Consider the following 24,789-nt stretch of genomic DNA (forward strand, 5'->3'; position numbering starts at 1 on the left):
TTCGAGTGATTTTCTAATTGATGGTAATTTTAAAGGGTTTAAGTTCCACAACATTGCCCTCAGGATCATCAACGTAAACAGAGCGACCGTATCCTTGTGCGCCGTATCGTTCGGCAAAGCTTGATGTAGTTATATTGTGTTGCTTTAGATAGTCGAGTAATTCCTCTTCCTCAAATGCGGACACTTGCAGACAGAAATGATCAACGTTTCTACCGTTTTGTTGTGGCGCTTTGCCCCCCATTCGACCTAGTTCACTATCGACTGTCACGATGTCAATTAATGCGCTCCCCGCTCTGAGTTGGGTAAGCCCAATATCGAGCTTTTCTCGTTCAATCACGCAGCCAAGAATGTCTTGATAAAAGTGCACCATGTTATCGAGCTGGCTCGTTCGCAGCACAATATGATCGAGTGCGATGATATTGATAGGCCGTTTACTCATTGATTGCTGCCTCCTCTAAAGCAATAAATTTAGTATACGCAGTTGTGGAAGAGGTGATCGATTGAGAAAAATAAAAAAGGGCGCTAGAAATAGCGCCCATTGAGTTTGTCTCGCTTAGAGTTAGGCCGTTACTTGTCGAGTCGAAGACTTATAAGCTGGTAGCTCTGAGCGCAAGCCTTTGATCAGGCTGACACACATTACGAGTAGGACAAGAGTGAAAGGAAGACCTGTTGCAACAACCCCAGATTGAAGCGCTTGCAATGCCTCTTTACCACCAATCCAAAGCATAACCGCTGCAATCGAGCCTTCAATACATGCCCAGAAGATACGTTGTGGGACAGGTGCATCAATTTTGCCACCAGCGGTGATACTGTCGATAACGAGTGAACCAGAGTCTGATGAGGTAATAAAGAACACCAAAATTAGGACAATTGAAAGCACAGAAATGACTGAGCTGTATGGTAGAGCATCATAAACCTGGAACAAGGTCAGCGAAATATCGGTTAAGCCATTCGCACCAAGCTCACCGACTTGGTTGACGACTTGATCAAGAGCAATACCGCCAAATACCGACATCCAAATAAGCGTCACTGTAGTTGGAATAATGATCACCGCAAACAGGAATTCACGTACGGTTCGACCTTTTGATACGCGCGCGATAAACATACCAACAAATGGTGACCAAGATACCCACCAAGCCCAATAGAACACTGTCCAACCGTGCATCCAGCCAGTATCCTCTCGGCCGTGAGGGTTACTTAGCGGAAGAATGTTTTGCGCATAGGCAATGGTCGTGTCCCAAAGTGACAGCATTGCAGTGTCAAAACTGATGAACAATACGAACGCAAGTAAAGCAAAAGCAATCACCATGTTGATGTTGCTTAAAAGCTTAACGCCTCCATCGATACCGCGAATAACAGAGAGTACCGCAATGCAGGTCACGAAAGTGATCACGATCATCTGCATGCCGATGCCACCATCAAGACCAAATACATGATTGATGCCGCTGGTGGCTTGCTGTGCGCCTAAACCTAAAGAAGTGGCTAAGCCAAACAAAGTAGCGAGGACGGCGAGAATATCGATTACATGACCTAGCCAACCCCAAGCTTTATCGCCAAACAGTGGGTAGAAAGCCGATCGTAGTGAAAGTGGTAATCCTTTATTGAAGGCAAAGAAGGCTAAAGATAGCGCCACAATAGCGTAGATTGCCCAACCGTGAATACCCCAGTGGAACATAGTGGCACCCATAGCAAGCGCTTTCGCTTCTTCACTATATGCTTCCGCGTTAAGCGGCGTACCGTACCAATCAGTAAAGTATGCCGTTGGCTCGGCAACACTCCAGAAAAGTAACCCTATTCCCATACCAGCTGCAAACAGCATGGATAACCATGAAATGGTCGAGTGCTCGGCTTTGGCATCGATCCCACCAATACGGATCTTACCTAGAGGGGAGAGTAGGAGCACTGCAGCGAACAAAATGAAGAAGTTTGCTGACCACATAAAGAAGGAGTCAAAATCTACAATAATGCTGTTTTTAAGACCGTTGAGAGCGTCTCGAGCAGTAGTTGGGTCAACAATTAAAAGAGTCAGTAGACAAAGGATCACAAGGCCAGCACTAATCCCAAATACCGGATTGTGGATATCGAATCCCCACTTTTGTACGTTGTCTTGTCCAACTTGATAATCAGTGGTTTCGATACTGTATTTTTTTAATGCATTTTCCATAAATACAAGGTTTACGTTTTTATAATGTGTTTCACTTTTTCAAGAAAAACACTAAAAGCGCCCTCCATTTGTTTTGAGTTCAAAGTAATTTTTGCGGCGCAACTATAACCTTTAGTGTGACATGGTGCAAATTTGATTCATTTGTGTAGATTTGTTGTACGTAGATTGGTTTGCTGTCTAATTATTTGATGTGTAAGTTTTACTTCGTTTTTTGTATAGAAAATAGCTGAAAATTCGCTTTGATTTTACTGCTCCCGACAGTTTCTTTTTCAGGGTGATCTCGCCAAAACCGCATTCAGTAACCTTATAAAAAGTGAACGACGTTCTGTTCTTTATCTCTTAAATCAGCAATTTGGGACACTTTTTTTATTCTGCATTGTGAAATATTTCTTTTGTGAATTTGTCGGGCCCTTCTTATTGCATGCGGCGATGGTCCACTTTGTGTATTTCATAATTGGAGAAAACTGTGGAAAAGAAACTGCCTATAACGGTGAGCATATTTATGACTTTCTTATCGTTTCATTCTAATAGCTCTGAGCAAGGTATTTCTGGGGAGCTTGGGCTATTTGCTCAACACCAAGAAATAAAAAGTAACTTATCAACTGGGAGTGATAAGGCTTTAACATCGCTGAAAAATGAGAGCGCGTCCGTATCAGAAAGTAGTGTATTTCCATTGGGGAACATTCAATATCAGTGGGGCAATCATCTGGTATTTATAGGCCAGAGCGAAGATACGTTTGTGCGAGGTGTGCTTGCGTTGGAGCTAGGATATAGGAATCAAATCAATAGAAACTCATCATTATCTGTCGCGATTGCCCCTACGGTTCAAGACGGAGAAGTGTGGTCAAATCCCTATCTAGTCAACGATAAACGTGCAAAAACGGACAGTAAAGGTAATGTCTATCGAATAAAGTATGAGCACCAGATCCTGACTATGGATTTCGCCTATTATGATCGAAAAATTGACACTGAAGCATCACCGAATAAAGCACTAAACAGGGAAGGAAAGGGCTATTTTTCTAAGCTTGCGATTTCACTTCCCTTGTCTACGTCTGCGTTAATCGAGCCGAGTGTTTTTTATCAAATGGATGATGCTCAAGGGAGTGCAATGGCGTTTGACAAAATAGGTGCGGGTATCACAGCTTCGATACTGTCGGGTCATTATACGTTTGTGTTCGATGGGCGTTTTTCTACTAGTGAATATGATGCAACTCATCCAATTTTTGGTGTGACTAGAGAAGAGGATAAGCTGCATCTCGGGTTATTGTTTGAGGAACGGGAGATTTTTGGAGACCCTCACATGAGCCTAATCGCGCAAGTAACTTATGAAAAGTCGGATGCCAATATCTCATTTTATGATGAAGAGGGCTTATCATTTCTTATAGGTGGTTTATATCGCTTTTAACCACACTCTTGAGGAGGAACTAAATGAGGTTAAACCACTTTTGGGCTTTATTGAGTATGTTGTTTGCGACTAACTGGTGTTACTTGGCTTTTGCGAGTGACACAAGCCAGATTCATAGTTTTAAACATGGTGAAAATTCACTTTCAGCCTACTATAAAGCGCCTGACAATAATGCTCAGGTGAAAGGTGTTGTCGTTTTTGTATCGGGTGATGGAGACATCCCTTATGACGCTTATGGCTACTACGACGCGATTTGGGAGCGACTATTAAAATCTGGCTATGCGATATTCAGTTGGGATAAACCAGGTGTGGGTGAGTCCAGTGGAAATTGGCTTGGACAAAGTATGGCAGACCGAAGGAGTGAGGTAGAGGCTGCGATTGCTTATGTAAAGCGAACGTATCCAGACCAGTCAAATCGGCTTGGTATTTTTGGCTTTAGTCAGGCTGGTTGGGTAGTACCTTCACTGTTGAAAGAACATCAAGATGTGTCATTTATGATCGGCGTTGGATATTCCATTAATTGGATGGAGCAAAGCTGGTATATGACACAACTACGATTAAAGCGTGAAGGTGCACTGGAGGCTGAACTCCTGAACGCCAAAAGTCAGCATTTGGCAGAACACTCTTTTTGGAAAGGGGATCCAAGCTATGCTGATTACTTACAGACGCTTGATGATAGTGACGATGTTATGAGCGAAGCACGTTTCTATTTTGTGAAAAGAAACGTCAGCTCGGATTCAAGTAAAGACTTTGCAGGCATTGAAAAGCCACTGCTAGTGCTTCTGGGTGAAAATGATGAGTTAGTTGATGTTGAGAACACTTACCAAGTACTTACCTCAATCTTTGATAAAAGCCAAAATACCACAATTAAGCTAATACCCAACGCAACTCATGGTTTACTTAAGTACCCTGAAATTAACAGTCAGACCTCAAGCCTAAATCTGCTGTTTAAACTATGGTTCTGGGGAGAGAGTATCTACGCCCCTCAATTTCTAAAAAGTATTGAGGAGTGGTTACTTACGCTGGACACCTAGTGTGGAGAGTAGGTGCACTGCGGTGAACAAAATGAAGAAATTTGCTGACCACATATAGAAGGAATCAACATCTCTAATAATGCTGTTTTTAAGACCGTTCAGAGTGTCTCGAGCAGTCGTTGGGTCCATAATTAAAAGAGTCAGTAGACAAAGGTTTACGTTTTTATAATGTGTTTCACTTTTTCAAGAAACCACTAAAAGCGCCTATTGAGCAAAACAGGCGCGTTTGGTCTTTGGTTTAGCTGGTTGAAATCGTTAATGTTTAGTGATTTTAACCATTAAAAGCACGAGCTACTCGACCTTCACTACTGATGGTGTATTGCTTAACGTAAGCAGGTACGAAAGCTGATTGCCCTTTACCCAGTATCAGAGTTTCTCCGCTATCAGCATGTAGCGTTAGCTCACTATCAATTGGCATGAGAATTTCTGCACTCGACATTTGCACTGGTTGCTGCTTTGGAGCGCGGTAGATTGAGAACTTGAAATCTTGTACAGGAACAGGGAAGTGATGCTCACAACCTTTTACTTCAGCATGTGTAAGCAGAGAGTTGATTGACTTAGGAATAAAATCCGTACATTTGACTAGTTCTTCAACATCCATGTGTTTTGGGGTTAAGCCAGCGCGCAACACATTGTCGGAGTTCGCCATAATCTCGAGGCCAGTACCTTTGATGTAGGCGTGAGGAGTTCTGGCACTTAGGAACATGGCTTCCCCGGCCTTAAGAGTAATGACATTAAGCAGAAATGGTGCGAACAAGCCGACATCATTCGGGTATTGCTGTGAAAGAGACAAAATGAGTTCACAAGTGGCACAGGTATTGTTCGATGCTGCATAGCTAAGTAGATGATCAAGAGCATTGGTTTTGCGTTCTTCTTGCATCGATAGTAGCTCTACAAAGAAAGTACACAAACCCTCTTGGTTTGGATTGCGTTCAAACTGAGCTAAATATTCGCTGATCTCAGGAATGTCACACTGCTTGAAAGCGTCAATGATTTCATTGAATGGGCGAAAACCGTTCATCGCTTGGTAGTCGGTGAGTGCGTAAACGAGCTCAGGCTTGTGGTTGGCGTCTTTGTAGTTACGATTGAAAGCGCCTAGCGGGATACCAAGCTTTTGTTCGTTTGCATAGCCTTGCTCTGCATCTTGCTTGTTAGGGTGTACTTGGATCGACAAGGCTTTATCTGCCGCAAGAATTTTGAACAGAAAAGGCAAGTCGCCATAAATGTTTGACGTGTTTTGCGATAAAAATGCTGATGGGTTTGGTTTGATCAAATCTGACAGCGAAATACTGTCACCTCCTTGTTTGATCATCGAGCAACCATTTGGGTGGGTGCCCATCCAGACTTCGGCTTGCGGTTGCTGCTTGTCGTTGGCAAAACCAAACAAACCTTGGATGGCAGTACGACTTCCCCAGTCGTAGTTTTGGATCTTGTTGTCCATTTTGAAGAAGCTTTTTGGTGAAATAGTATTCAAAATCATAAATTTTACCCGTAGAAAACCCTCCGAACTGAATCGGAAGCAAAAAAGAGTGGAGGTAGTTGGGTGAGCGGTTAACTCACCCTAAGATGTGTAGCGTGGCGGTCGCTATAATCGAAGCTTTGGCGCCAGAGGTTTGCGTGAAGGCTGCGCCTGAAGAAAGGGCAGTAACAGTAAGCCAATAACGGCGGCACACACTGATATAGTGATAAAGAATCCGGTCCAGCCATATTCTTCAAGAATCAGTGCTAACGGGTAGCCCGATAATGCTGCTCCCATATAGGCGAACAATCCGACAAAACCTGTTGCGGCGCCTGCCGAGTCTTTGTGTGAACATTCTGCTGCAGCCATACCAATCAACATCTGCGGACCAAACACAAAGAAGCCAATGGAGAAAAGCCCAGCCGCTTGAAAGGCAAAATTAGTCAAAGGCATTAACCATAAAGCGGCAACCGACAAGAAAATACCCGCGGCAAATAGCAGATTCATAGGGCCACGATTACCGCCGAACAGTTTGTCAGAGCCCCAACCCGCAACAAGAGAGCCGACAAAGCCGCCGATTTCAAACATAGACAGCGCAGCGTTGGCATTAATTAAACTGTAATGGTGTTGCTCTGTTAGGTATAAGTTGCCCCAGTCATTAATCGCAGTTCGAACGATGTAAACCAGCACATAGCTAAAAGCGAGCAACCATATGTATTTATTGCTGAATACGTATTGCTGCAAGATCTCTTTGTAGCTAAGGCCATGTCCGTGATTTTCTTGGGCGAGTTCCAATCCGTCGTTTCGCCATTGCCCTACGGTCGGTAAACCGAGTGTGGTGGGTTTATCTCTTAAACGCCAGCAGACGATAATACCGAGAATAACCCCGATAATACCTGGAATGATAAAGCCTTCACGCCAGTTATAGTGGAGGATGAGAAAGCCAACAAGCAGTGGGATCAGTGCGCCGCCGACGTTGTGTGCGGTATTCCAGATGGCCCACATAAAGCCACGTTCTGAACGGGAATACCAAGTAGTGAGAAGTTTAGAGCACGAAGGCCACCCCCATCCTTGAAACCATGCGTTCATTACCCATAATGCCGCTAATGTCACCAATGAGCTTGAGAAACCAAAAGCGATGTTGATCAATCCGGTCGCAATCAAACCGACTCCCATGAAAAAGCGTGGGTTAGAACGGTCAGAAATGGTGCCTGAAATGAACTTTGACAGCCCGTAAGTGATGTAGAAAAGGGTGCCAATTAAGCCTATATCACCTTTATCTAGCCCTAGGTCGACAATCATTGCAGGTGCAGCGTAGTTGAATGTTTTACGGGTGAAGTAAAAGCCCGCATAGCCAATGTACATACCAACCATGATATGCAGACGCCAGTAACGATAGCGTTCATCAACTCGAATTTTACTAAGCGGAGCTTGGTTATAGCTCGGCGATTGAAATAGGCCAAACATGCTGCTTATACCTTAGGTAAGGTGATGGCGATTTGTGTACCATCAACATGATCGTTTAAGGAGTAGATATACATTTTGCCGCCAAGTGCCTGAACTCGCTCTTGCATACCACGGACACCCATTCCTTTCATACAGTCTTCAGCTTTAAAGCCTATACCGTTGTCTGCGATGTTCAGTGACAAGTCATCTTCGATTGATAGTTCGATAACGATCGACGTTGCGTTGGCGTATTTGGCGGCGTTGTTTAACGCTTCCTGACATAGGCGGAAAAGGGTCACGTTTAATGTGTCACTTAACGAGCCGTAATCACCGCTCCAATCAAGTACGACGCGAGTACCGTGATTATCGAACTCCATTTCACGAGTTAACTGTTGGACAGATTCTTTGAGATCCAAATCATCGAGCATTTTCGGCCTTAGTTTGCTAAGCAAGTGTTTAGTTGTGTCATACACGTTCAATGAGAGGCTCTCTATCATATCCGCAGAGCGAGTATTCATTTCAGCGTTATCGACTCGCTTAATAATGCTGGCTTGAGTTCGAATGGCGGTGATGTTTTGACCAATTTCGTCGTGCAGCTCTCGCGCCACATCACGACGGACTGATTCTTCGGCTTGTATTAGTTGGCGAGATAGCGTCTGATTGCGAGATAGTTCTCCACGCAATTTTTGGTTGAGATCTTTCTGTTTTTGCACGGCTAGACCGAGCATAATTCCAGTTAGAGTTTGAGCAGAAATAGATAAAAGGAGATCGGTGATCTCTAAGTTAGAGACACCGCTTTTCGCAGCAATGAGTGCAATACTATTGAGCATGGTGGCAAGCAGTGCTCCCTGCCATCCATAACGCAGAGCGAGCACTATGATTGGAATCGCCATACAGAAAGGGGCAAATCTTTTTAGCTCGTCTGGTAAACTGGTTTGAATCAAAATACTGGCAATTAGAAGCACGGCGTACAACAAGATATGACGCACTTTGAACTCAACATTGTTTGCCAGCAAGTTAGACGTGATCGGTGACCATGGGCTTAGAAATAGATAATTCCAAAGCAGATAGCACATCGGCAAGATCATTAACCCTCCAGCAATACTCGCTAGCCAGAGCATGTAGACCGATTCAACATGAAAGCCGACCGCGGCGACATTGATACAAGATGTGATCAGGATAACAACCGCCATTACAGCAAGGTGCTGGTTTTGATTGCCGGTATAGTATTTCTTTGCGAGGTGAACCACTGGAATGCTTAACACACTGGCGACAAGGACCATCAACCATTGCGGCTGTTCTAAAAGCATCGCCAGCGCGATAGTTAGCCCCCACTCTGCGAGGTATATCGTCACCCAGTATTTAGAGCGAGTGTGCAGAGTAATGCCTAGACGAAGCGCAAACGGAAACAGCAAGATCGCAAGCTCAGCGTCGTTGACAAAATAGTAGGCGATGACCCACAGGCAAAACCATGCACAAGCTGTCATGAATAGACCGCAAATGGATGTCGCAAGGTAACTACGCATTACAGTGGCTCTTGAGAAAACAGCTTTGCCAGCTCGACATTATTCTTGACACCAAGCTTGTCGAGAGCATTAGAACGATGAACGTGAACCGTTTTATGACTAAGTCCAAGCTCAACCGCGACAGATTTCACATCTAACCCTCGGGCAAGTAGTTGGCACACCTCGCTTTCTCTACGCGTGAGTTGAGTCAGCGTGGTCGATTTATCACTTGGAGTGGCTAATTTTAGGGCAATGTCTGGTGTCAGGTAGCAGCCACCAGAAGCACTGGTTCTAACTGCTTGAACCAGCTCATCGGGACTACAGCGTTTGCTAAGGTAGCCCTTCGCCCCAAGTTTTAGTGACTTTTCTACCATAGCTGGAGAGTCGTGAACGCTTAACATTACGCAAGCGATGCCGGAGGGAATTTCGTCTAGTAGGGTAAGCCCACTTTCGTCTGCCATCGAGATATCTAAAATGACAACGTCAGGCTTGCAAGCAGGCAAGCCAATGCGAGCCTCCGCAACTGAGCTAAATTCGCCCACAACGTTCATGTCTGTTTCTAAACTCAATAGTTGAGCGAAACCAGAACGAACAATGACATGGTCATCAACTAGCGCTACGTTAATCATTATAAATACCCAAATATCGTGATAAGCAAACGAAAATGAGCTCTCAAAGAGCTCAAAGAAAAATTCGCCATGATACTAAATTGAACTGCTTAATTTAATGATCTTGCGCGCCTTGGCTGGCAAAGCGCGCTTTGTGATTAAGATTGGCTTTCTGCCAGTTCAAGTTTCTTCTTGTTTTGGCGGATCTTTTTCTCTTCTGCTATCGCAACGAAAGCAAGCAAAGTGATACAGATAAACGCTGAAGTATCGAGGGCCGCAAAGGTACCTTTCCAACCTGTTAGGCCGAAAATAGGGGTTCCATCGGCGATCATGCCTAAACCTAACTTGGCGAAACTATCACCGATTAAGTAGGCAAATGTGCCTTTGACACCGTCTGCCACACTGATGGCTTTCTTAGGAACAAAACCAACCGCTGCAACACCGATTAAAAGTTGTGGACCAAACACCAAGAAACCAAGGACGAACAGAGACGCCAAGTACATAAACTCGCTGGTAGCGTGTTGATAAAATTCTAGTGAAACAATGATTAAACCAAGAGAAACGCAAGCCACTAAAGCACGGCGACCATTTGCGAGATCGGATAGGTAACCCCACATCAACGTACCGACAAGAGCACCGACCTCAAACAGGGTGAAGCCAGAGATAGCCGCTTCTTTTGATAGACCAAGTTCTTGGTAAGCGTAAACGGTAGACCATTGGTCGATACCAATACGTACGATGTAAAGGAAGATATTGGCAAAGCAAAGTAGCCAGATGACTTTGTTTTTCAGTACGTACTCAACAAAGATCTCTTTCTTGGTCATTTGATTTTCTTCAGCCGCTTCGTCTTCTTCGCTCACTGCTTCATCAAATAATTCTTCCACTTTACCTAAGCCGTAGGCTTCAGGAGAGTCGTTACCATAGCGCATACCGATGAAACCCACGATGATGGCAATGATAGAAGGGAAGACGAACATACCGATTACATGACCATCGAATAGGTAGTTGGCACCAAATAGGGCCACACCTGCAGCGCCCGCGCCGCCAACGTTGTGCGACATATTCCACAGCCCTAGGTATGAACCGCGTTTGTTACGAGGTGTCCATTTGGTAATGGTTGAGTAACTTGATGGCCCACCCGTACTTTGGAAGAAACCACTGAGAGCGTAGAAGGCCACCATTAGGAAAAGGCTTGCGCTGCCGCCACCCATGCTGAAGCTGAAACCAAGCATAGCCAAACCAGAAAGGATAAGCATAAAAGGAAGGAACTGCTTGGTGTTTTTGCCATCAGCGTAGTAAGAAACGACTGTCTTACCAATACCGTAAGTAATCGAGAAGCCAAGACCTATCAAGCCTAAGTCAGTCATCGACAAGCCGTAAGTTGAAATCATGTCGTTTTGCGCGACATTGAAGTTTTTACGGATCAAATACATGGTTAAGTAGCCAATAAATACTACCAAGTAAGATTGGATAAATGGCTTAAACCACATTTTTCTGCGGGCTTCGACGGGAAGGTCGAGGGTAGGTTTCCGGACTTGTTCCAGGAAGTTTAACATCATCAACTCTCTTCTATTTGGGTGATGCACAGAGTGCTCTATTCTTTTTTCTGCCAGCGATTTTATAGAGTCGCTTTGTTAACCACATGAGAGGGGGGCTTAGATCGGCTAGGAAAAATTCCTAGTAACGACTGAATAGCGCAGAAAGCGTGAAAACCATCACGTTCTTAGTGAGTGTTTTGTCGGAAGGAATGGAAACTGAACAGATTTCGGTAGAGGGATAGCCTCTAAAGCAACAAATCTAGTGTATGCACCAGTTGCAGAGATGCACGTTTTCGACAGAGACAAAGTGAAAGAGGTTCCCTATATGACTGCTCTTATCTTGGTTTTATGAGAACGATTGCATTAGATGGGACTGAACTATAGTGTGAGTTTGTTTGCATAAAATTTACTGGCTTTAGATTTTTGCAATTAATGAAATATAGGATGTGTTTGGAAAGATAAATACAATTAATCAATAGGTTAAATTAGGTTGTTATGAATAAAAGCCGATGCACTATCCTCACATGTTTCTCGTTATTAATGTCCACTCAGGCGTTTTCTTATGATCTTAGTTGGGAGCTGTTTGAAGGTGATGACCTCGCGCTGCTAAAAAAGGCTGAAACGTCAAGCGACCCAGACGTACTCTATAAAGCGGCTAACTTGTTGATAGATGAGTCTGTTATGCAAGCGAATATAGACAGAGCTCATCAATATCTAGAACAAGCCCTAAAGTCAGGTCATGATGGCGCTGAAACTCTCAAAGCAGATTTAGAGTATTCGGATGGTAACTATGAAGAAGCACTCTCGTGGTATCACAAAGCTGAAGACGGTCAAGATCCCTATGTACTGTATAGCTTAGGTGTTATGTATTTTGATGGTGAAGGTACAGAGCAAGAGGTCAAAAAAGGCAACGAGTACTACTTAGCCTCAGCAAAACTTGGCGATGATGACGCTATGTACCAACTCGCTTTTTCCTACAATGATGGCGTTGGAGTCGAAAAAGACTACGCCAAAGCTGCATATTGGTTTGAGCAAGCCGCAAAACAACAGAATGCTAGTGCGATCTATAACTTAGGGATCGCTTACCTCAATGGTGAAGGCGTTGAGATGAACTGCCAAAAAGCGATACAACACTTCGAGCATGCAATCGAACTTGAAGATCATACTCGCTCGGTGGCGAAACTTGGTGATATTTACTACTACCCTAAATACAAACAGCGTTGCGGTTTCAAAACGACGGATTACGCTAAGTCTTTTGAATACTTTCAAAAAGCAGCAATGCTAGATGATACTTACGCCCAATATATGGTGGGATACGCGTATCGAAATGGTCATGGTGTATTCAGTGATTTTGCCAAATCATTAGCATGGTTTGAGATTGCTCAGGAAAATGGCGATGAGGATGCCGAAAAAGAAATCCTCGACGTGAAGCAATATATGTCTAACGACGAACTTGCTAAAGCACAGCAGTACAAAAACGAAATTATCGACGAAATTTGGTAAGCATACAAAAAAGGCGCTAACTCTAAGAGTTAGCGCCTTTCCAAACGTTTGGTGGAGCTGGCGGGAGTTGAACCCGCGTCCAAAAACCATTCATCATTGGTACTACATGCTTAGTCGATCTTTAAATTCACCAAGTACCTGCGAACCGACACGCTAGTAAATGACTATCCTGAATTATAATTCGCCGTTCATCTCTCAGGCGGGAGAATCCGGGCTAGCGCGTTTGGGTTTGATCTCTCGTTGGTCCCCGTCTTACGTGCGGAAGCTAGGGCGAGAGAGCTCTGAGCAGGTTATTAAGCTGCTAGTGCGTAGTTTTCGTCGTTTGCGACTATTTTTTTGCGGCTTTTTACGTGGCCAACCGCCCCACGGCATGCACCTCAGACTGCAAAATTCCTGTCGAATCCTAAATCAGCCCCAAAGTGTTCTTCGCATAGTACCAGAAAAGTGTAACCTGTCTAGACTTGTGCGTTTAAGTGCTCAATATTAGCGCAGTGAACTCTTCATTACGCGCGCTTTTTCGCGAGCCCAATCTTTTTCTTTAAGATCAGTACGTTTATCGTGCAGCTTCTTACCTTTCGCTACACCGACTTTCATCTTCACCCAAGAGCGAGACCAGTATAGTGAGAGGGCCGCAAGTGTCATACCTTCGCGGTTGATTCGACCTAGCAGGTTATCAAGTTCGCGACGGCTCATTAATAGTTTACGCACACGGGTAGGGTTCGCCACTACGTGTGTCGACGCTTGGTTAAGAGGAGTAATGGTCATGCCACTCACGAAGGCTTCACCGTCACGCATAAACACGTAGCTTTCTGCGATGTTGGCTTTGCCTTGACGAAGGGCTTTAACTTCCCAGCCTTGAAGCTCAATGCCAGCTTCGATTTCATCGTCGATGAAATACTCGTGGCGAGCTTTCTTATTGACAGCGATGGTATTGCTACCCGCTTTTTGTTTAGATTTTTTCTTTGCCATAATGGCTGCATTATACGGCTAGGAGTTAAGTTAGGAAATCCCTTTATTTGCGCTGAGTGCAAATAAAAGTAAAATTGCAGCAAGCTTGAAGTTCAAGCGGATGTTACGAGGAATCAATATGAAGCAAGTTAGTCGTTCTGCTTTAGTGTCGTTTAGTGCCCAGCAGATGTTCAATTTAGTGAACGATGTCGCGAGCTATCCCAAATTTTTGCCGGGTTGCTCTGGTTCACGTGTGATTGAATCGAGCTCGGATGCGATGGTAGCTTCTGTTGATGTTGCAAAAGCAGGGATTAGCAAAACGTTTACCACGTCGAATGAGCTCGTTGATGGTGAAGCAATCATCATGAATTTAGTTGATGGACCTTTCAAAACACTGAAAGGTGGATGGTTCTTTACGCCGCTTGATGAGCAGGCGTGTAAAGTTGAGCTTAAGCTTGAGTTTGAGTTTTCAAGCAAAATGATTGAAATGGCGTTTGGTAAGGTTTTTAACGAACTGACCAACAATATGGTTAATGCTTTTACCAAGCGCGCAAAACAGGTGTACCCAGCTTATGAGTATTGAATCTGAAATGATTCATGTAGAAGTCGTTTATGCTCTTCCTCAAGAGCAGCGCGTATTTACGTTAGTGGTTAATCAGTCAATGACCGTCGAAGAGATCATTGCTCAGTCGGGTGTGCTTGAGTTATACCCTGAGATTGACCTGAAGAAGAATAAGGTCGGTGTATTTAGCCGCAATGTTAAGCTGGATGCTACGATCAATGATAAAGATCGCATCGAGATTTATCGTCCACTTCTAGCCGATCCAAAAGAGATCCGCCGCAAGCGAGCCGAGCAAGCTAAAGCCGCAGGTTCTGCTGATCCGGTTACGGGTGGTAAGAAAAATCCGTTGAGGAAGGAAGGTTAGATAGAACGGGCTTCACCCTATGGACCGCTCCGCTTCTGGATAACGAGATCGGACTTCGTCCTTCGAGAGGCTAGAACGCTTCGCTCCGAGAGTCGAGATTGGGCTGCGCCCTTTGAGAGGAGAGCGACGCTATATACCGTCATTCCCTAGACTGACGAAGGAAGGAGTAGGGAATCTCCATACTTCATCGACTTGCTTTAAGAGATCCCCAACTCATTCATTCTTCGTTCTTGAGCATGAAAGCTTAATTTATTGAAATAAAAAGGGTTGACACAAAATGCCAACCCTTAAAATTTTTCTCGCTTCTCGCTTCTCGCTTCTCGCTTCTCGCTTCTCGCTTCTCGCTTCTCGCTTCTCGCTTCTCGCTAGTTAATACTCTCAAAAAAGTCTTTGCTTGGCGGGAAATCACCAGCGACATTAACGAGTTGGCCTTCACCGTTGAAGTCAACGATGAGGTTTTTCTGAATTGAGTCGTTGTGACCTTCGGTATGGTGGTAGATGTAGTACCACGTATCAGGATAACCATTTTCTACGAGCATAGGTGAGCCCATTACATAACGGACTTGCTCTTTAGTCATACCAAACTTTAATTGCTCTACTGCAGATTGCTCTACGTAGTTGCCTTGGTTGATATCAATGCGGTATACCAACTTTTCTAATAGCGAGCAGCCTGTCAGCATTGTCATAGCGAGTGGTACAGCGATAAGCCACTTTTTTAATTGCATACTTAAATTCTTGTAACTGATAAAAATCAAACTCAGCCGATAATAAACAAGCTAAGCGCTAAAGTAAAAAGCTGAGAGCATTTTGAATTGATTCAGACCATGATTTTTGAATTTGGTTGCAAAGTCGAGTCAAAATTCTTCATTGAAAGGAACTTTGACTCGAAAAAGCGGGGATTAAGCGGCGATAAGTAGCTCTTTAGCGTTGGCTAGTGTTGAATCAGTAATTTCACTTCCGCCTAGTAGTCGGGCTAACTCTGAAACGCGTTGCTCATTGTCTAAGCAGTGCATCTGCGTTTCGGTTTTACCTGCTTTAGTTTGTTTCGCGACGAACAGCTGTTGGTGGCCGCAACCCGCTACCTGAGGAAGGTGAGTGACACAAAGAACTTGAGTGGATTCGCCTAGCTTGCGTAGCATCTTGCCGACCACAGCGGCTGTTGGACCACTGATACCCACATCGACTTCATCGAAGATCAGGCTAGGAGTATCGACTTTCTGCGCTGTGATCACTTGGATTGCTAGCGATATACGCGAAAGCTCACCACCAGAGGCAACTTTGGCAATAGGTTGCATTGGTTGCCCGGGGTTGGTTGAGACAACAAAGCACACGGTGTCCATGCCAAGTGGGGACGGGTGAGTGCCTTCATTTGATACCTCAATATGGAACTGCGCTTTTTCCATACTAAGCTCGTGCATGCTAGCCGTGATCAGCTTATTGAGTTCTTTGGCATAACGAATGCGCGATTTATGGAGCTTTTCTGACGTTGTTAGGAAGCTTTGATATTTGTTTTCTACTTCTTGTTCAAGTTCTTCTAGGCGTTCGTCCGAGCAATCAAGTGCTTCTATTTGACCGAGTAGATCTTGATGATGTTGGTAGAGTTCATCAGGCATAACATGATGCTTTCTCGCAATCGACATGACTTTAGAGAAACGCTCTTCCACGTAAGCCATACGTGCAGGGTCGACATCAATGTTGTCCAAATAATTACGAAGTTCGCTATTCGCTTCTTCAACTTGAATAATAGCTTCAGCAAGCATATTGGGTAACTCAGCCAATTTTTCATCCAACTCAGCGAGCTGGATTAAGGAGTGATTGGCCGATTGCAAAATACCAAGCGCGTTAACTTCTTCACCTTCGTAAATAAGTTCGATGGCTTGTTGGCAGGTAGAGGCAAGTTCTCCACTGTTTGAGAGACGCTTGTGTTCTTGTTCGAGTTCTTCATATTCATCCTCGCCAAGAGAGAGTTCATTAAGCTCTTTGATTTGGTACTCAAGAAGTTGTTTCTGAGCTAGGTTTGCCGCACTGTTTTCTTTCAACTGCTTAAGGTTGTTGTCTGATTGTCGCCAAGACTGGTAGGCGTTACGAGTGCTCTTAAGCTGGTTAGAGTGACCTGCATATTGATCCAACATTGCCATTTGGTATTCACTTTTCATCAATTGATGATGGGCATGCTGACCATGGATGTTGATTAACAGTTGCCCCAAAGTTTTTAATTGAGAAAGTGGGACAGGACTACCGTTAATAAAAGCACGTGAGCGGCCTTCTTTACTGATGATACGGCGCAGAATACAGTCGCTACCATCTAGTAAGTCGTTGTCTTCTAGCCAGCGAGTAGCATTGATATTGTTCTCTAAAGAGAAAGCCGCGCTTACTTCAGTTTTCTCTTCACCTTGACGTACCATGCTGGCTTCCGCGCGCCCGCCTAAACACAAACCGAGAGCGTCAATGGCGATGGATTTACCTGCGCCAGTTTCACCGGTAATGGTTGTCATTCCTTTGGATAGCTCTAGCTGTAGAGACTTAACAATTGCAAAATTATTAACACTTAGATGAGCCAGCATTTTGTTGTACCTGTTTAAATGAACAATACTGTATAAGAAAACAGTATATACTGTTTCTTTATACAGTAAAGTGGCGAGGGGAAAATTTTGTGATCAAGACCGGAACGCTTCGCTACGAGATCGGACTGCGTCCTACGAGATGCGAGAACGCTGCGCTCCGAGATGCGGGATGTAGTTCTGGAGAGTGAAATTGGAAGAAGGCCGCTATGACGTGCCTTTTGGCTTTAATTATTTGAAGTTAAAAGAAAAGGATTGACACAAAATGCCAACCCTTAAAACTGTTCTCGCTTCTCGCTTCTCGCTTCTCGCTTCTCGCTTCTCGCTTCTCGCTTCTCGCTTCTCGCTTCTCGCTTCTCGCTTCTCGCTAGAACAACCGACTCGACCAGCCCAACTTGTTTCTTAATACATGGTAGTAGCTGTAATCTTTCGGGTGGATCAGCTTAAGTACATTCGGGCTTTGGTAGATGTGGACTTCGTCGCCCGGAGAGACTGGCAATGATACTTGACCGTCACAGCCCACTTCTTGCATTCCGCGGTTATCTGGAGAAACGACAAGCTTAATGTGGCGCGCGCTATCGACCACGAGTGGGCGGCTGGATAGGGTATGTGGGAACATTGGTACCAGTGAAATGGCATTTAAGCTCGGTGACAGAATAGGGCCGCCGCCAGAGAGTGAGTAGGCGGTTGAGCCGGTTGGCGTAGATACAATGAGGCCATCTGCTCGTAAAGAGAACGCGAAGCTATCATCGATGTACACTTCGAACTCAATCATATGGGCGACTTGCCCAGGGTGAAGTACCGCTTCGTTAAGCGCGGCATTGTGGCTTTTTACTTGCCCATGTCGATGCACTTCTGCTTCGAGTAAAAAGCGCTCTTCTTCGATGAACTCGCCATTCAGTACGGCTGATAAAGCTGTTTGGAAATCTTCTGGGTTTAGGTCGGTAAGGAAACCTAAATTACCTCTGTTAACACCTATGACAGAAATATCAAAGCGAGAGAGGACACGCGCAGCACCTAGCATGTTGCCATCACCACCGACGACGATCGCTAGGTCGGCAATACGCCCAAGCTGAATCAGGCTAGCGAAATCGTCACTAGGAATATCATCTAAGATCTCGCTTAATCGATCGTCGATATACACTTTATAACCTTCGCTTTGAAGCCAGGTATACAGCTCTTTATGAGTCGCTATAGCTTGCTGATCTCTTGGTTTACCAATGATGGCGATCACTTCAAAAGGTTTTTTCATAGGTTTTCCGCACCAAATAGGCTTGATTCGACAATCTTCATCCCCATAATAATGGCAAGTTAGCTATTTATGCGAATTTTTGTGTATCCCAATACGATAAACGTGATGTGTTGGGAACCAATAAAGTTGAATTCTGGAGATATCATGAGCAACGAAGAAAACAAAGTTACAGAAGAAGAGCTGGATCAAATCATCGAAGAAGCAGAGAAAGTAGAAGCGGCAGCTCAAGAAGTTGAAGCAGAGCTTGAAGAGATTGGTGATGAGAAAGACGCTAAGATTGCTCAACTAGAAGCAGCGCTACTAACAAGTGAAGCGAAAATTCAGGAACAGCAAGATGGTGTGCTACGTGCGAAGGCTGAAGTTGAAAACATGCGTCGCCGTACTGAAACTGAGATCGATAAAGCGCGTAAATACGCTCTAAACAAGTTTGCGGAAGAACTGTTGCCAGTTATCGATAACTTAGAGCGCGCAATTCAAGCCGCTGACACTGAAAGCGAAGTGGTTAAGCCACTGCTTGAAGGTGTAGAACTGACGCACAAAACGTTTGTAGACACGGTTTCTAAGTTTGGTCTAAAAGAGATCAACCCTGAAGGCGAAGTGTTTAACCCAGAAATGCACCAAGCGATGTCTATCCAAGATAGCCCTGACCACGAAGCCAATACGGTTATGTTTGTTATGCAGAAAGGTTACGAACTTAACGGCCGTGTGATTCGCCCTGCAATGGTAATGGTTGCTAAATAATCTTCACATATAACGTGTTTTAAACAGAAGAGAGGCTTAGGCCTCTCTTTTTTTATTTTTCCAGTCCGCTGTGTATGTTCGTAATAACTAATTGATTTAGCGAATAATTCCAATTGATGGGTTTAACATAAAATTAATTTCTTATTTGAAACTTGTAACATTATCGTAAACAAGTTCTTTATTTTGTAACCTTTGTGTGTATTATGTGCGAACTCTGTCGGAAAAACCGGCGGAATAAACTATAAAACCATAAATTGAAAACACAACATTCTGGAGATGGATGATGGATAAATCGCTTTCAAGCAAGATTTTTGTAGGCTTGTTTGCTGGTCTACTGATCGGTACTGCGATCCAGTACTTATTTAGCGGGATTGCAATCTTTGATACTTACCTTCTAGGCGCTGCCGAAGGCGCGGGCGGTATGTTCGTATCACTGATCAAGTTACTTGTTGTACCTTTGGTATACGTTTCAATCGTATGTGGTATTGTTGACCTGAAAGACATCACTGCCTTTGGTCGTCTTGGTGGTAAAACCTTTGCTCTATACATTATTAACACCATCATCGCGATTACTGCGGCGCTTACAGTTGGTATGATTTTCCAACCAGGCGCTGACGCGAACCTAGCAGGTACGATTTCAGAAACGGTTAAACTCACAACAACTGAAACACCTGATATCTTCTCACTAGTGGTTAACATTGTACCAAGCAACCCTGTTCAAGCGTTTGCTAATGGTGACATGCTACAAATCATCTTCATGGCAATCCTGACAGGTCTTGCTATTCAAGCTCTTGATTCACGCGGTGGTCCGGCTATTCGCACATTCAAGATGGCAAACGAAATCATGATGAAGCTAGTTGGTCTAGTAATGAGCCTTGCTCCATACGGCGTATTTGCGCTGATGATTCAGCTAGGTGCAACGTTAGACGCGAACACGCTAATGTCTGTAGCAGGCTATGTAGCGCTTGTTGTGGCAATGCTAGTGTTCTGGATCTTCTTCTTCTACCCAATGGCAGTAGGCATTGCGACAGGTACTTCTCCAAAGACGTTCCTACGTGCAACTCGTGAGCAGATCTTATTCTCTCTATCTACAGCAAGCTCGAACGCGACGATCCCTGTAACAATGCGTACTCTGACTGAGAAACTACACGTTTCAAAATCAGTAGCAGGTTTTGGTGTACCACTAGGTGCAACCATGAACATGTCTGGTGTATCTATCTATATCGCACTAGCGACTATCTTCGTTGCAAACGCATTTGGTCAGCCAATCAACACTGCTGACGTGTTCACTCTAGGTCTTACTATCCTGCTTCTATCTATCGGTGCTGGTGGTGTTCCTGGTGGCGGTGTTGTAATGGTCGGCGTTCTTCTTCACCAACTAGGTCTTCCACCAGAAGGTCTTGCAATCATCGCAGCTGTTGACCGTATCAATGATATGTTCTGTACATCTTCTAACGTAGTAGGCGATACCGCTGTCAACACTATCGTTGCAAAAACAGAAGGTGAAATCGGCAAAGAAGAAGCAGAAGTAGAAGCGAAACCCGCTCAAGCGAATGCTTAATCATTAAAGTGTCGGATTTTGAAAGCGAGCCTTAGGGCTCGCTTTTTTGATCTAAGATTCGAGAAACGAGAGGTAAGAGTCGAGGCGTTACTAGCTCGACCTGTGCTTTATGATCAAAGCTCCTAAAATACGTGCAATATCATCGCAAACATTGCACAACTCATCACATTGGTTTGAATGAAGATAATTTAGGGCAGACGCAAGTAGCAATTGGGTTTTGAGTTCTCCCACCGAACCTTTGGCTACATTCAGGAAGTATGCCGTTTCTTTCCCACTTGTTCTTTCTACACCTTCAGCAATATTGCTAGGAATAGATATACTGGAACGCCTTATTTGGTCACGAAAAGAGTAATCTTGAATATGCTGTACTGAAAGATACGTTTTCTTACAGAGTTCGAAACTTGTTTTCCAGACTTTTAGTTTTTCGTATTTCACGTTAATTCCTATTTAAAACATTAGCTTGACCCAAAGGGTTAATGCTTGCGTATAGAAATAGTATTAATAGTTGAGACTTGACAGGAGTATCAATCTGTTAAAATTGTTTCTCGCCTCTCGCCTCTCGCCTCTCGCCTCTCGCCTCTCGCCTCTCGCCTCTCGCCTCTCGCCTCTCGCCTCTCGCCTCTCGCCTCTCGCCTCTCGCTCCCAAAATCTTTTTTAACTTTTTTTCACTTCGTCCCTTGAAAAGCCATTTGCCGCCCTTATCTATTGGGCATAGAGAAGCAAACATCATTATTTTTGTTTGTGAGCAAGGGTTGAAACCCGATTCTCCATCCCCACATAGGGGATATAGCAAAACGAAAATAGAAATTTATTCGGAGATAGCCTGATGGGTAAAATCATTGGTATTGACTTAGGTACTACTAACTCATGTGTTGCTGTACTAGACGGCGACAAACCACGTGTAATTGAAAACGCAGAGGGTGAGCGCACCACTGCATCGGTAATTGGTTACACAGACGGTGAAACGCTAGTAGGTCAACCTGCAAAACGTCAAGCAGTTACTAACCCAACTAACACGCTATTTGCAATTAAGCGTCTTATTGGTCGTCGTTTCGAAGACGAAGAAGTTCAGCGCGACATCGAAATCATGCCTTACAAAATCGTTAAGGCTGACAACGGTGATGCTTGGGTAGAAGCGCAAGGCCAGAAAATGGCAGCTCCTCAGGTTTCTGCTGAAATCCTTAAGAAAATGAAGAAAACTGCAGAAGACTTCCTAGGTGAGGAAGTAACTGGCGCAGTTATCACAGTACCTGCTTACTTTAACGATGCTCAGCGTCAAGCAACTAAAGATGCTGGCCGTATCGCAGGTCTAGAAGTTAAACGTATCATCAACGAACCAACAGCTGCTGCTCTAGCATATGGTCTAGACAAGCAAGGCGGCGACCGCACTATCGCGGTATACGACCTTGGTGGTGGTACATTCGATATCTCTATCATCGAGATTGACGAAGTTGAAGGCGAGAAAACATTCGAAGTACTAGCGACTAACGGTGACACTCACTTAGGTGGTGAAGACTTCGATAACCGCATGATCAACTACCTAGTTGAAGAGTTCAAGAAAGAGCAAGGTATCGATCTTAAGAACGATCCTCTAGCAATGCAGCGTGTTAAAGAAGCAGCAGAAAAAGCGAAAATTGAGCTTTCTTCTACTTCTCAAACAGACGTAAACCTACCTTACGTGACTGCAGATGCGACTGGTCCTAAGCACATGAACGTTAAAGTGACTCGTGCGAAACTAGAATCTCTAGTTGAAGACCTAGTCCAACGTTCTCTTGAGCCTCTAAAAGTTGCTCTAGCTGACGCAGACCTATCTGTGAACGACATTACTGACGTTATCCTAGTTGGTGGTCAGACTCGTATGCCAATGGTTCAAGCGAAAGTTGCTGAGTTCTTCGGTAAAGAAGCTCGTAAAGACGTGAACCCTGATGAAGCAGTAGCAATGGGTGCTGCAGTTCAAGGTGGTGTACTTGCTGGTGATGTTAAAGACGTACTTCTACTAGACGTTACTCCTCTGTCTCTAGGTATCGAGACTATGGGCGGCGTAATGACTAAGCTAGTTGAGAAGAACACAACTATCCCAACGAAAGCAAACCAAGTTTTCTCTACAGCAGAAGACAACCAGAATGCGGTAACTATCCACGTTCTTCAAGGTGAGCGTAAGCAGGCGATGTACAACAAGTCTCTAGGTCAATTCAACCTAGAAGGTATTCAGCCAGCACCACGTGGCATGCCTCAAATCGAAGTAACTTTCGACCTAGATGCGGACGGTATCCTACACGTATCTGCGAAAGATAAGTCGACTGGTAAAGAGCAGAAGATCACTATCCAAGCTTCTGGCGGTCTAAGCGACGAAGATATCGAGAAAATGGTACAAGAAGCAGAAGCTAACAAAGAAGCGGACAAAAAGTTCGAAGAGCTAGCTACTGCACGTAACCAAGCTGACCAAATGATTCACGGTACTCGTAAGCAAGTGGAAGAAGCAGGTGATGCACTTCCAGCTGACGAGAAAGAGAAGATTGAAGCAGCTATCTCTGAGCTAGAAGAAGCACGTAAGGGCGAAGACAAAGAAGCGATCGACGCTAAAGTTCAAGCACTTATGGCAGCAGCTCAAAAGCTAATGGAAATCGCTCAACAGCAAGCTCAAGCACAGCAAGGCGCTGAAGCTGGTGCAGAACAAGCACAGCCTCAACAAGATGACGTAGTTGATGCTGAGTTTGAAGAAGTTAAGGAAGACGGCAAGAAGTAATTCTTGATTCGACATACTTAATTTAATTTCTTGCGGGCGTTTGAGGAAACTCATACGCCCGTATGTTTGTAACTAAGATGTCAGTCTAGATAATGGTTCTCGAATCTCGAATCTCGAATCTCGAATCTCGAATCTTTATCTAGAATGATACAAACACCAAGCGGTGTGATAACCCTCCTCCGTTTGCAGTACTACATTGGTGACGAAGAACATGTCAAAACGTGATTTTTACGAAGTATTAGGCGTAAGCCGCGATGCATCAGAGCGTGATATTAAGAAGGCCTACAAGCGCCTAGCGATGAAATTCCACCCAGACCGTAACCAGGGTGATGAAAGCGCAGCAGAAAAGTTTAAAGAAGTAAAAGAAGCGTACGAAATTCTTCTCGATCCGCAAAAGAAAGCTGCTTATGACCAATACGGTCATGCTGCTTTTGAACAAGGCGGTATGGGCGGCGGCGGCTTTGGTGGCGGCGGTGCTGATTTCGGTGACATCTTTGGTGATGTGTTCGGTGATATCTTCGGTGGCGGTCGTCGTGGTGGCGGTGGTCATCGTGCTCAGCGCGGTGCTGACCTTCGTTACAACATGGAGCTGTCACTTGAAGAAGCAGTTCGTGGTGTATCTAAAGAGATTGAAGTACCAACGCTGGTTCACTGTGACAGCTGTGAAGGTAGCGGCGCTAAGAAAGGCACCTCTGCTGAAACTTGTGGCACCTGTCATGGCCATGGTCAGGTTCAGATGCGTCAAGGTTTCTTTGCGGTTCAACAAACCTGTCCTACCTGTCATGGTAAAGGCAAGATCATTAAAGACCCATGTAATGTATGTCATGGACAAGGTCGTAAGCAGAAGACTAAGACCCTTAACGTTAAGATCCCTGCTGGCGTAGATACGGGCGATCGTATTCGTCTTTCTGGTGAAGGTGAAGCGGGTGAGCATGGCGCTCCGGCGGGTGATCTGTATGTTCAAGTTCACGTCAAAGAGCACCATATCTTTGAGCGCGATGGCAACAACCTCTACTGTGAAGTACCAGTGAGCTTTGCTATGGCAGCACTGGGTGGTGAAGTTGAAGTGCCAACACTTGATGGTCGTGTAAACCTTAAAGTTCCAACTGAGACCCAAACTGGCCGTATGTTCCGTATGCGCGGTAAAGGTGTTAAAGGTGTTCGTGGTGGCGGTGTAGGCGATCTGATTGTTAAGCTAGTGGTCGAAACGCCTGTTAACCTAAGCTCGCGTCAGAAAGACCTGCTAAAAGAATTTGAAGAGTCTTGTGGTGGTGAAGCGGCGACGAAACATAAGCCTAAATCAGAAGGCTTCTTCAACGGTGTGAAGAAGTTCTTTGATGACCTAACAAGCTAAATCTAGCTTTGAGATTTAGAAAGCCTGCTACTTAGCAG

General features: G+C 44.6%; 21 protein-coding genes, 1 other RNA gene and 1 pseudogene. 9 read left to right on the forward strand and 14 right to left on the reverse strand.

What is annotated here, in order from left to right:
- Positions 1-13: 13 nt before the first annotated feature.
- Positions 14-439 (reverse strand): VOC family protein, encoded by a 426-nt coding sequence (locus AC6R16_RS10145; RefSeq protein WP_500674307.1) that lies wholly within the window; start codon positions 437-439, stop codon positions 14-16.
- 120 nt (positions 440-559) lie between these two features.
- On the reverse strand, positions 560-2,164 hold the full coding sequence (locus AC6R16_RS10150) for a BCCT family transporter (protein ID WP_500674308.1): 1,605 nt from the start codon (positions 2,162-2,164) through the stop codon (positions 560-562).
- 466 nt (positions 2,165-2,630) lie between these two features.
- Here AC6R16_RS10150 and AC6R16_RS10155 point away from each other — a divergent pair, with 466 nt between their 5' ends.
- Both AC6R16_RS10155 and AC6R16_RS10160 read left to right on the forward strand, forming a co-directional pair.
- Positions 2,631-3,569, forward strand: a complete 939-nt coding sequence (locus tag AC6R16_RS10155) for a DUF2860 family protein (RefSeq protein WP_500674309.1) — start codon at positions 2,631-2,633, stop codon at positions 3,567-3,569.
- Positions 3,570-3,625: 56 nt separating this feature from the next.
- A complete protein-coding gene (locus AC6R16_RS10160) occupies positions 3,626-4,603 on the forward strand; it encodes an alpha/beta hydrolase family protein (RefSeq protein WP_500674653.1) in 978 nt (325 codons plus the stop codon).
- Here the strand turns inward: AC6R16_RS10160 and AC6R16_RS10165 are convergent.
- From AC6R16_RS10165 to uhpT, 6 genes and pseudogenes are all read right to left on the reverse strand, one after another.
- Positions 4,598-4,762, reverse strand: a pseudogene (locus AC6R16_RS10165) (BCCT family transporter); the annotation flags it as partial. The gene AC6R16_RS10160 and the pseudogene AC6R16_RS10165 overlap by 6 nt on opposite strands.
- Positions 4,763-4,874: 112 nt before the next feature.
- Positions 4,875-6,083, reverse strand: coding sequence for a mannose-6-phosphate isomerase, class I (gene manA / locus AC6R16_RS10170; RefSeq protein ID WP_500674310.1), 1,209 nt, complete (start codon positions 6,081-6,083; stop codon positions 4,875-4,877).
- 105 nt (positions 6,084-6,188) lie between these two features.
- Positions 6,189-7,529, reverse strand: coding sequence for an MFS transporter (locus AC6R16_RS10175; RefSeq protein ID WP_500674311.1), 1,341 nt, complete (start codon positions 7,527-7,529; stop codon positions 6,189-6,191).
- Between the two features lie 5 nt (positions 7,530-7,534).
- On the reverse strand, positions 7,535-9,034 hold the full coding sequence (gene uhpB / locus AC6R16_RS10180; RefSeq protein WP_486794490.1) for a signal transduction histidine-protein kinase/phosphatase UhpB: 1,500 nt from the start codon (positions 9,032-9,034) through the stop codon (positions 7,535-7,537).
- Complete coding sequence (gene uhpA, locus AC6R16_RS10185) at positions 9,034-9,642, reverse strand: response regulator transcription factor UhpA (RefSeq protein WP_171322324.1); 609 nt, start codon at positions 9,640-9,642, stop codon at positions 9,034-9,036. Before uhpA ends, uhpB begins: the two co-directional genes overlap by 1 nt.
- Before the next feature lie 137 nt (positions 9,643-9,779).
- Positions 9,780-11,177: a hexose-6-phosphate:phosphate antiporter UhpT gene (gene uhpT / locus AC6R16_RS10190; RefSeq protein ID WP_500674654.1), complete on the reverse strand. Its 1,398-nt coding sequence runs from the start codon at positions 11,175-11,177 to the stop codon at positions 9,780-9,782.
- A gap of 477 nt (positions 11,178-11,654) precedes the next feature.
- On the opposite strand from uhpT, the gene AC6R16_RS10195 reads away from it, so the two are divergent.
- Entirely contained in the window at positions 11,655-12,662 is a 1,008-nt protein-coding gene (locus tag AC6R16_RS10195) for a tetratricopeptide repeat protein (protein WP_500674312.1), read from the forward strand.
- A 49-nt stretch (positions 12,663-12,711) separates the two neighbouring features.
- Here the strand turns inward: AC6R16_RS10195 and ssrA are convergent.
- Together ssrA and smpB are read right to left on the reverse strand one after the other, a co-directional pair.
- Positions 12,712-13,078, reverse strand: a transfer-messenger RNA (tmRNA) gene (gene ssrA, locus AC6R16_RS10200).
- A 67-nt stretch (positions 13,079-13,145) separates the two neighbouring features.
- Positions 13,146-13,631: an SsrA-binding protein SmpB gene (gene smpB / locus AC6R16_RS10205; RefSeq protein WP_239855240.1), complete on the reverse strand. Its 486-nt coding sequence runs from the start codon at positions 13,629-13,631 to the stop codon at positions 13,146-13,148.
- Positions 13,632-13,749: 118 nt separating this feature from the next.
- Between smpB and AC6R16_RS10210 the strand changes: the two genes are divergently transcribed.
- Both AC6R16_RS10210 and AC6R16_RS10215 read left to right on the forward strand, forming a co-directional pair.
- Complete coding sequence (locus tag AC6R16_RS10210) at positions 13,750-14,193, forward strand: SRPBCC family protein (protein WP_239855239.1); 444 nt, start codon at positions 13,750-13,752, stop codon at positions 14,191-14,193.
- Positions 14,183-14,536: an RnfH family protein gene (locus AC6R16_RS10215; protein ID WP_004744369.1), complete on the forward strand. Its 354-nt coding sequence runs from the start codon at positions 14,183-14,185 to the stop codon at positions 14,534-14,536. Before AC6R16_RS10210 ends, AC6R16_RS10215 begins: the two co-directional genes overlap by 11 nt.
- Before the next feature lie 365 nt (positions 14,537-14,901).
- On the opposite strand, the gene bamE is transcribed toward AC6R16_RS10215, so the two are convergent.
- The 3 genes from bamE to nadK all read right to left on the reverse strand — a co-directional run bounded on the left by bamE (position 14,902) and on the right by nadK (position 18,349).
- Positions 14,902-15,261 (reverse strand): outer membrane protein assembly factor BamE, encoded by a 360-nt coding sequence (gene bamE, locus AC6R16_RS10220; protein ID WP_004744368.1) that lies wholly within the window; start codon positions 15,259-15,261, stop codon positions 14,902-14,904.
- Positions 15,262-15,435: 174 nt separating this feature from the next.
- Positions 15,436-17,100 (reverse strand): DNA repair protein RecN, encoded by a 1,665-nt coding sequence (gene recN / locus AC6R16_RS10225; protein WP_500674313.1) that lies wholly within the window; start codon positions 17,098-17,100, stop codon positions 15,436-15,438.
- 364 nt (positions 17,101-17,464) lie between these two features.
- On the reverse strand, positions 17,465-18,349 hold the full coding sequence (gene nadK, locus AC6R16_RS10230) for an NAD(+) kinase (protein WP_367937807.1): 885 nt from the start codon (positions 18,347-18,349) through the stop codon (positions 17,465-17,467).
- 144 nt (positions 18,350-18,493) lie between these two features.
- Between nadK and grpE the strand changes: the two genes are divergently transcribed.
- Positions 18,494-19,090 carry a nucleotide exchange factor GrpE gene (gene grpE / locus AC6R16_RS10235; protein ID WP_500674314.1) on the forward strand — a complete coding sequence of 199 codons (597 nt, stop codon included), beginning with the start codon at positions 18,494-18,496 and terminating at the stop codon, positions 19,088-19,090.
- A gap of 283 nt (positions 19,091-19,373) precedes the next feature.
- Positions 19,374-20,651, forward strand: coding sequence for a dicarboxylate/amino acid:cation symporter (locus tag AC6R16_RS10240; RefSeq protein ID WP_004744364.1), 1,278 nt, complete (start codon positions 19,374-19,376; stop codon positions 20,649-20,651).
- Positions 20,652-20,741: 90 nt separating this feature from the next.
- Here the strand turns inward: AC6R16_RS10240 and AC6R16_RS10245 are convergent, their stop codons facing one another.
- Positions 20,742-21,086, reverse strand: a complete 345-nt coding sequence (locus AC6R16_RS10245; RefSeq protein WP_272786537.1) for a four helix bundle protein — start codon at positions 21,084-21,086, stop codon at positions 20,742-20,744.
- Positions 21,087-21,477: 391 nt separating this feature from the next.
- Here AC6R16_RS10245 and dnaK point away from each other — a divergent pair, with 391 nt between their 5' ends.
- Both dnaK and dnaJ read left to right on the forward strand, forming a co-directional pair.
- A complete protein-coding gene (gene dnaK / locus AC6R16_RS10250) occupies positions 21,478-23,397 on the forward strand; it encodes a molecular chaperone DnaK (protein WP_004743229.1) in 1,920 nt (639 codons plus the stop codon).
- Positions 23,398-23,608: 211 nt separating this feature from the next.
- On the forward strand, positions 23,609-24,751 hold the full coding sequence (dnaJ, locus tag AC6R16_RS10255) for a molecular chaperone DnaJ (protein ID WP_004743230.1): 1,143 nt from the start codon (positions 23,609-23,611) through the stop codon (positions 24,749-24,751).
- The last annotated feature ends 38 nt before the right edge of the window (positions 24,752-24,789 follow it).

Source organism: Vibrio sp. R10-SG3-ISO10 (genome assembly GCF_059834185.1).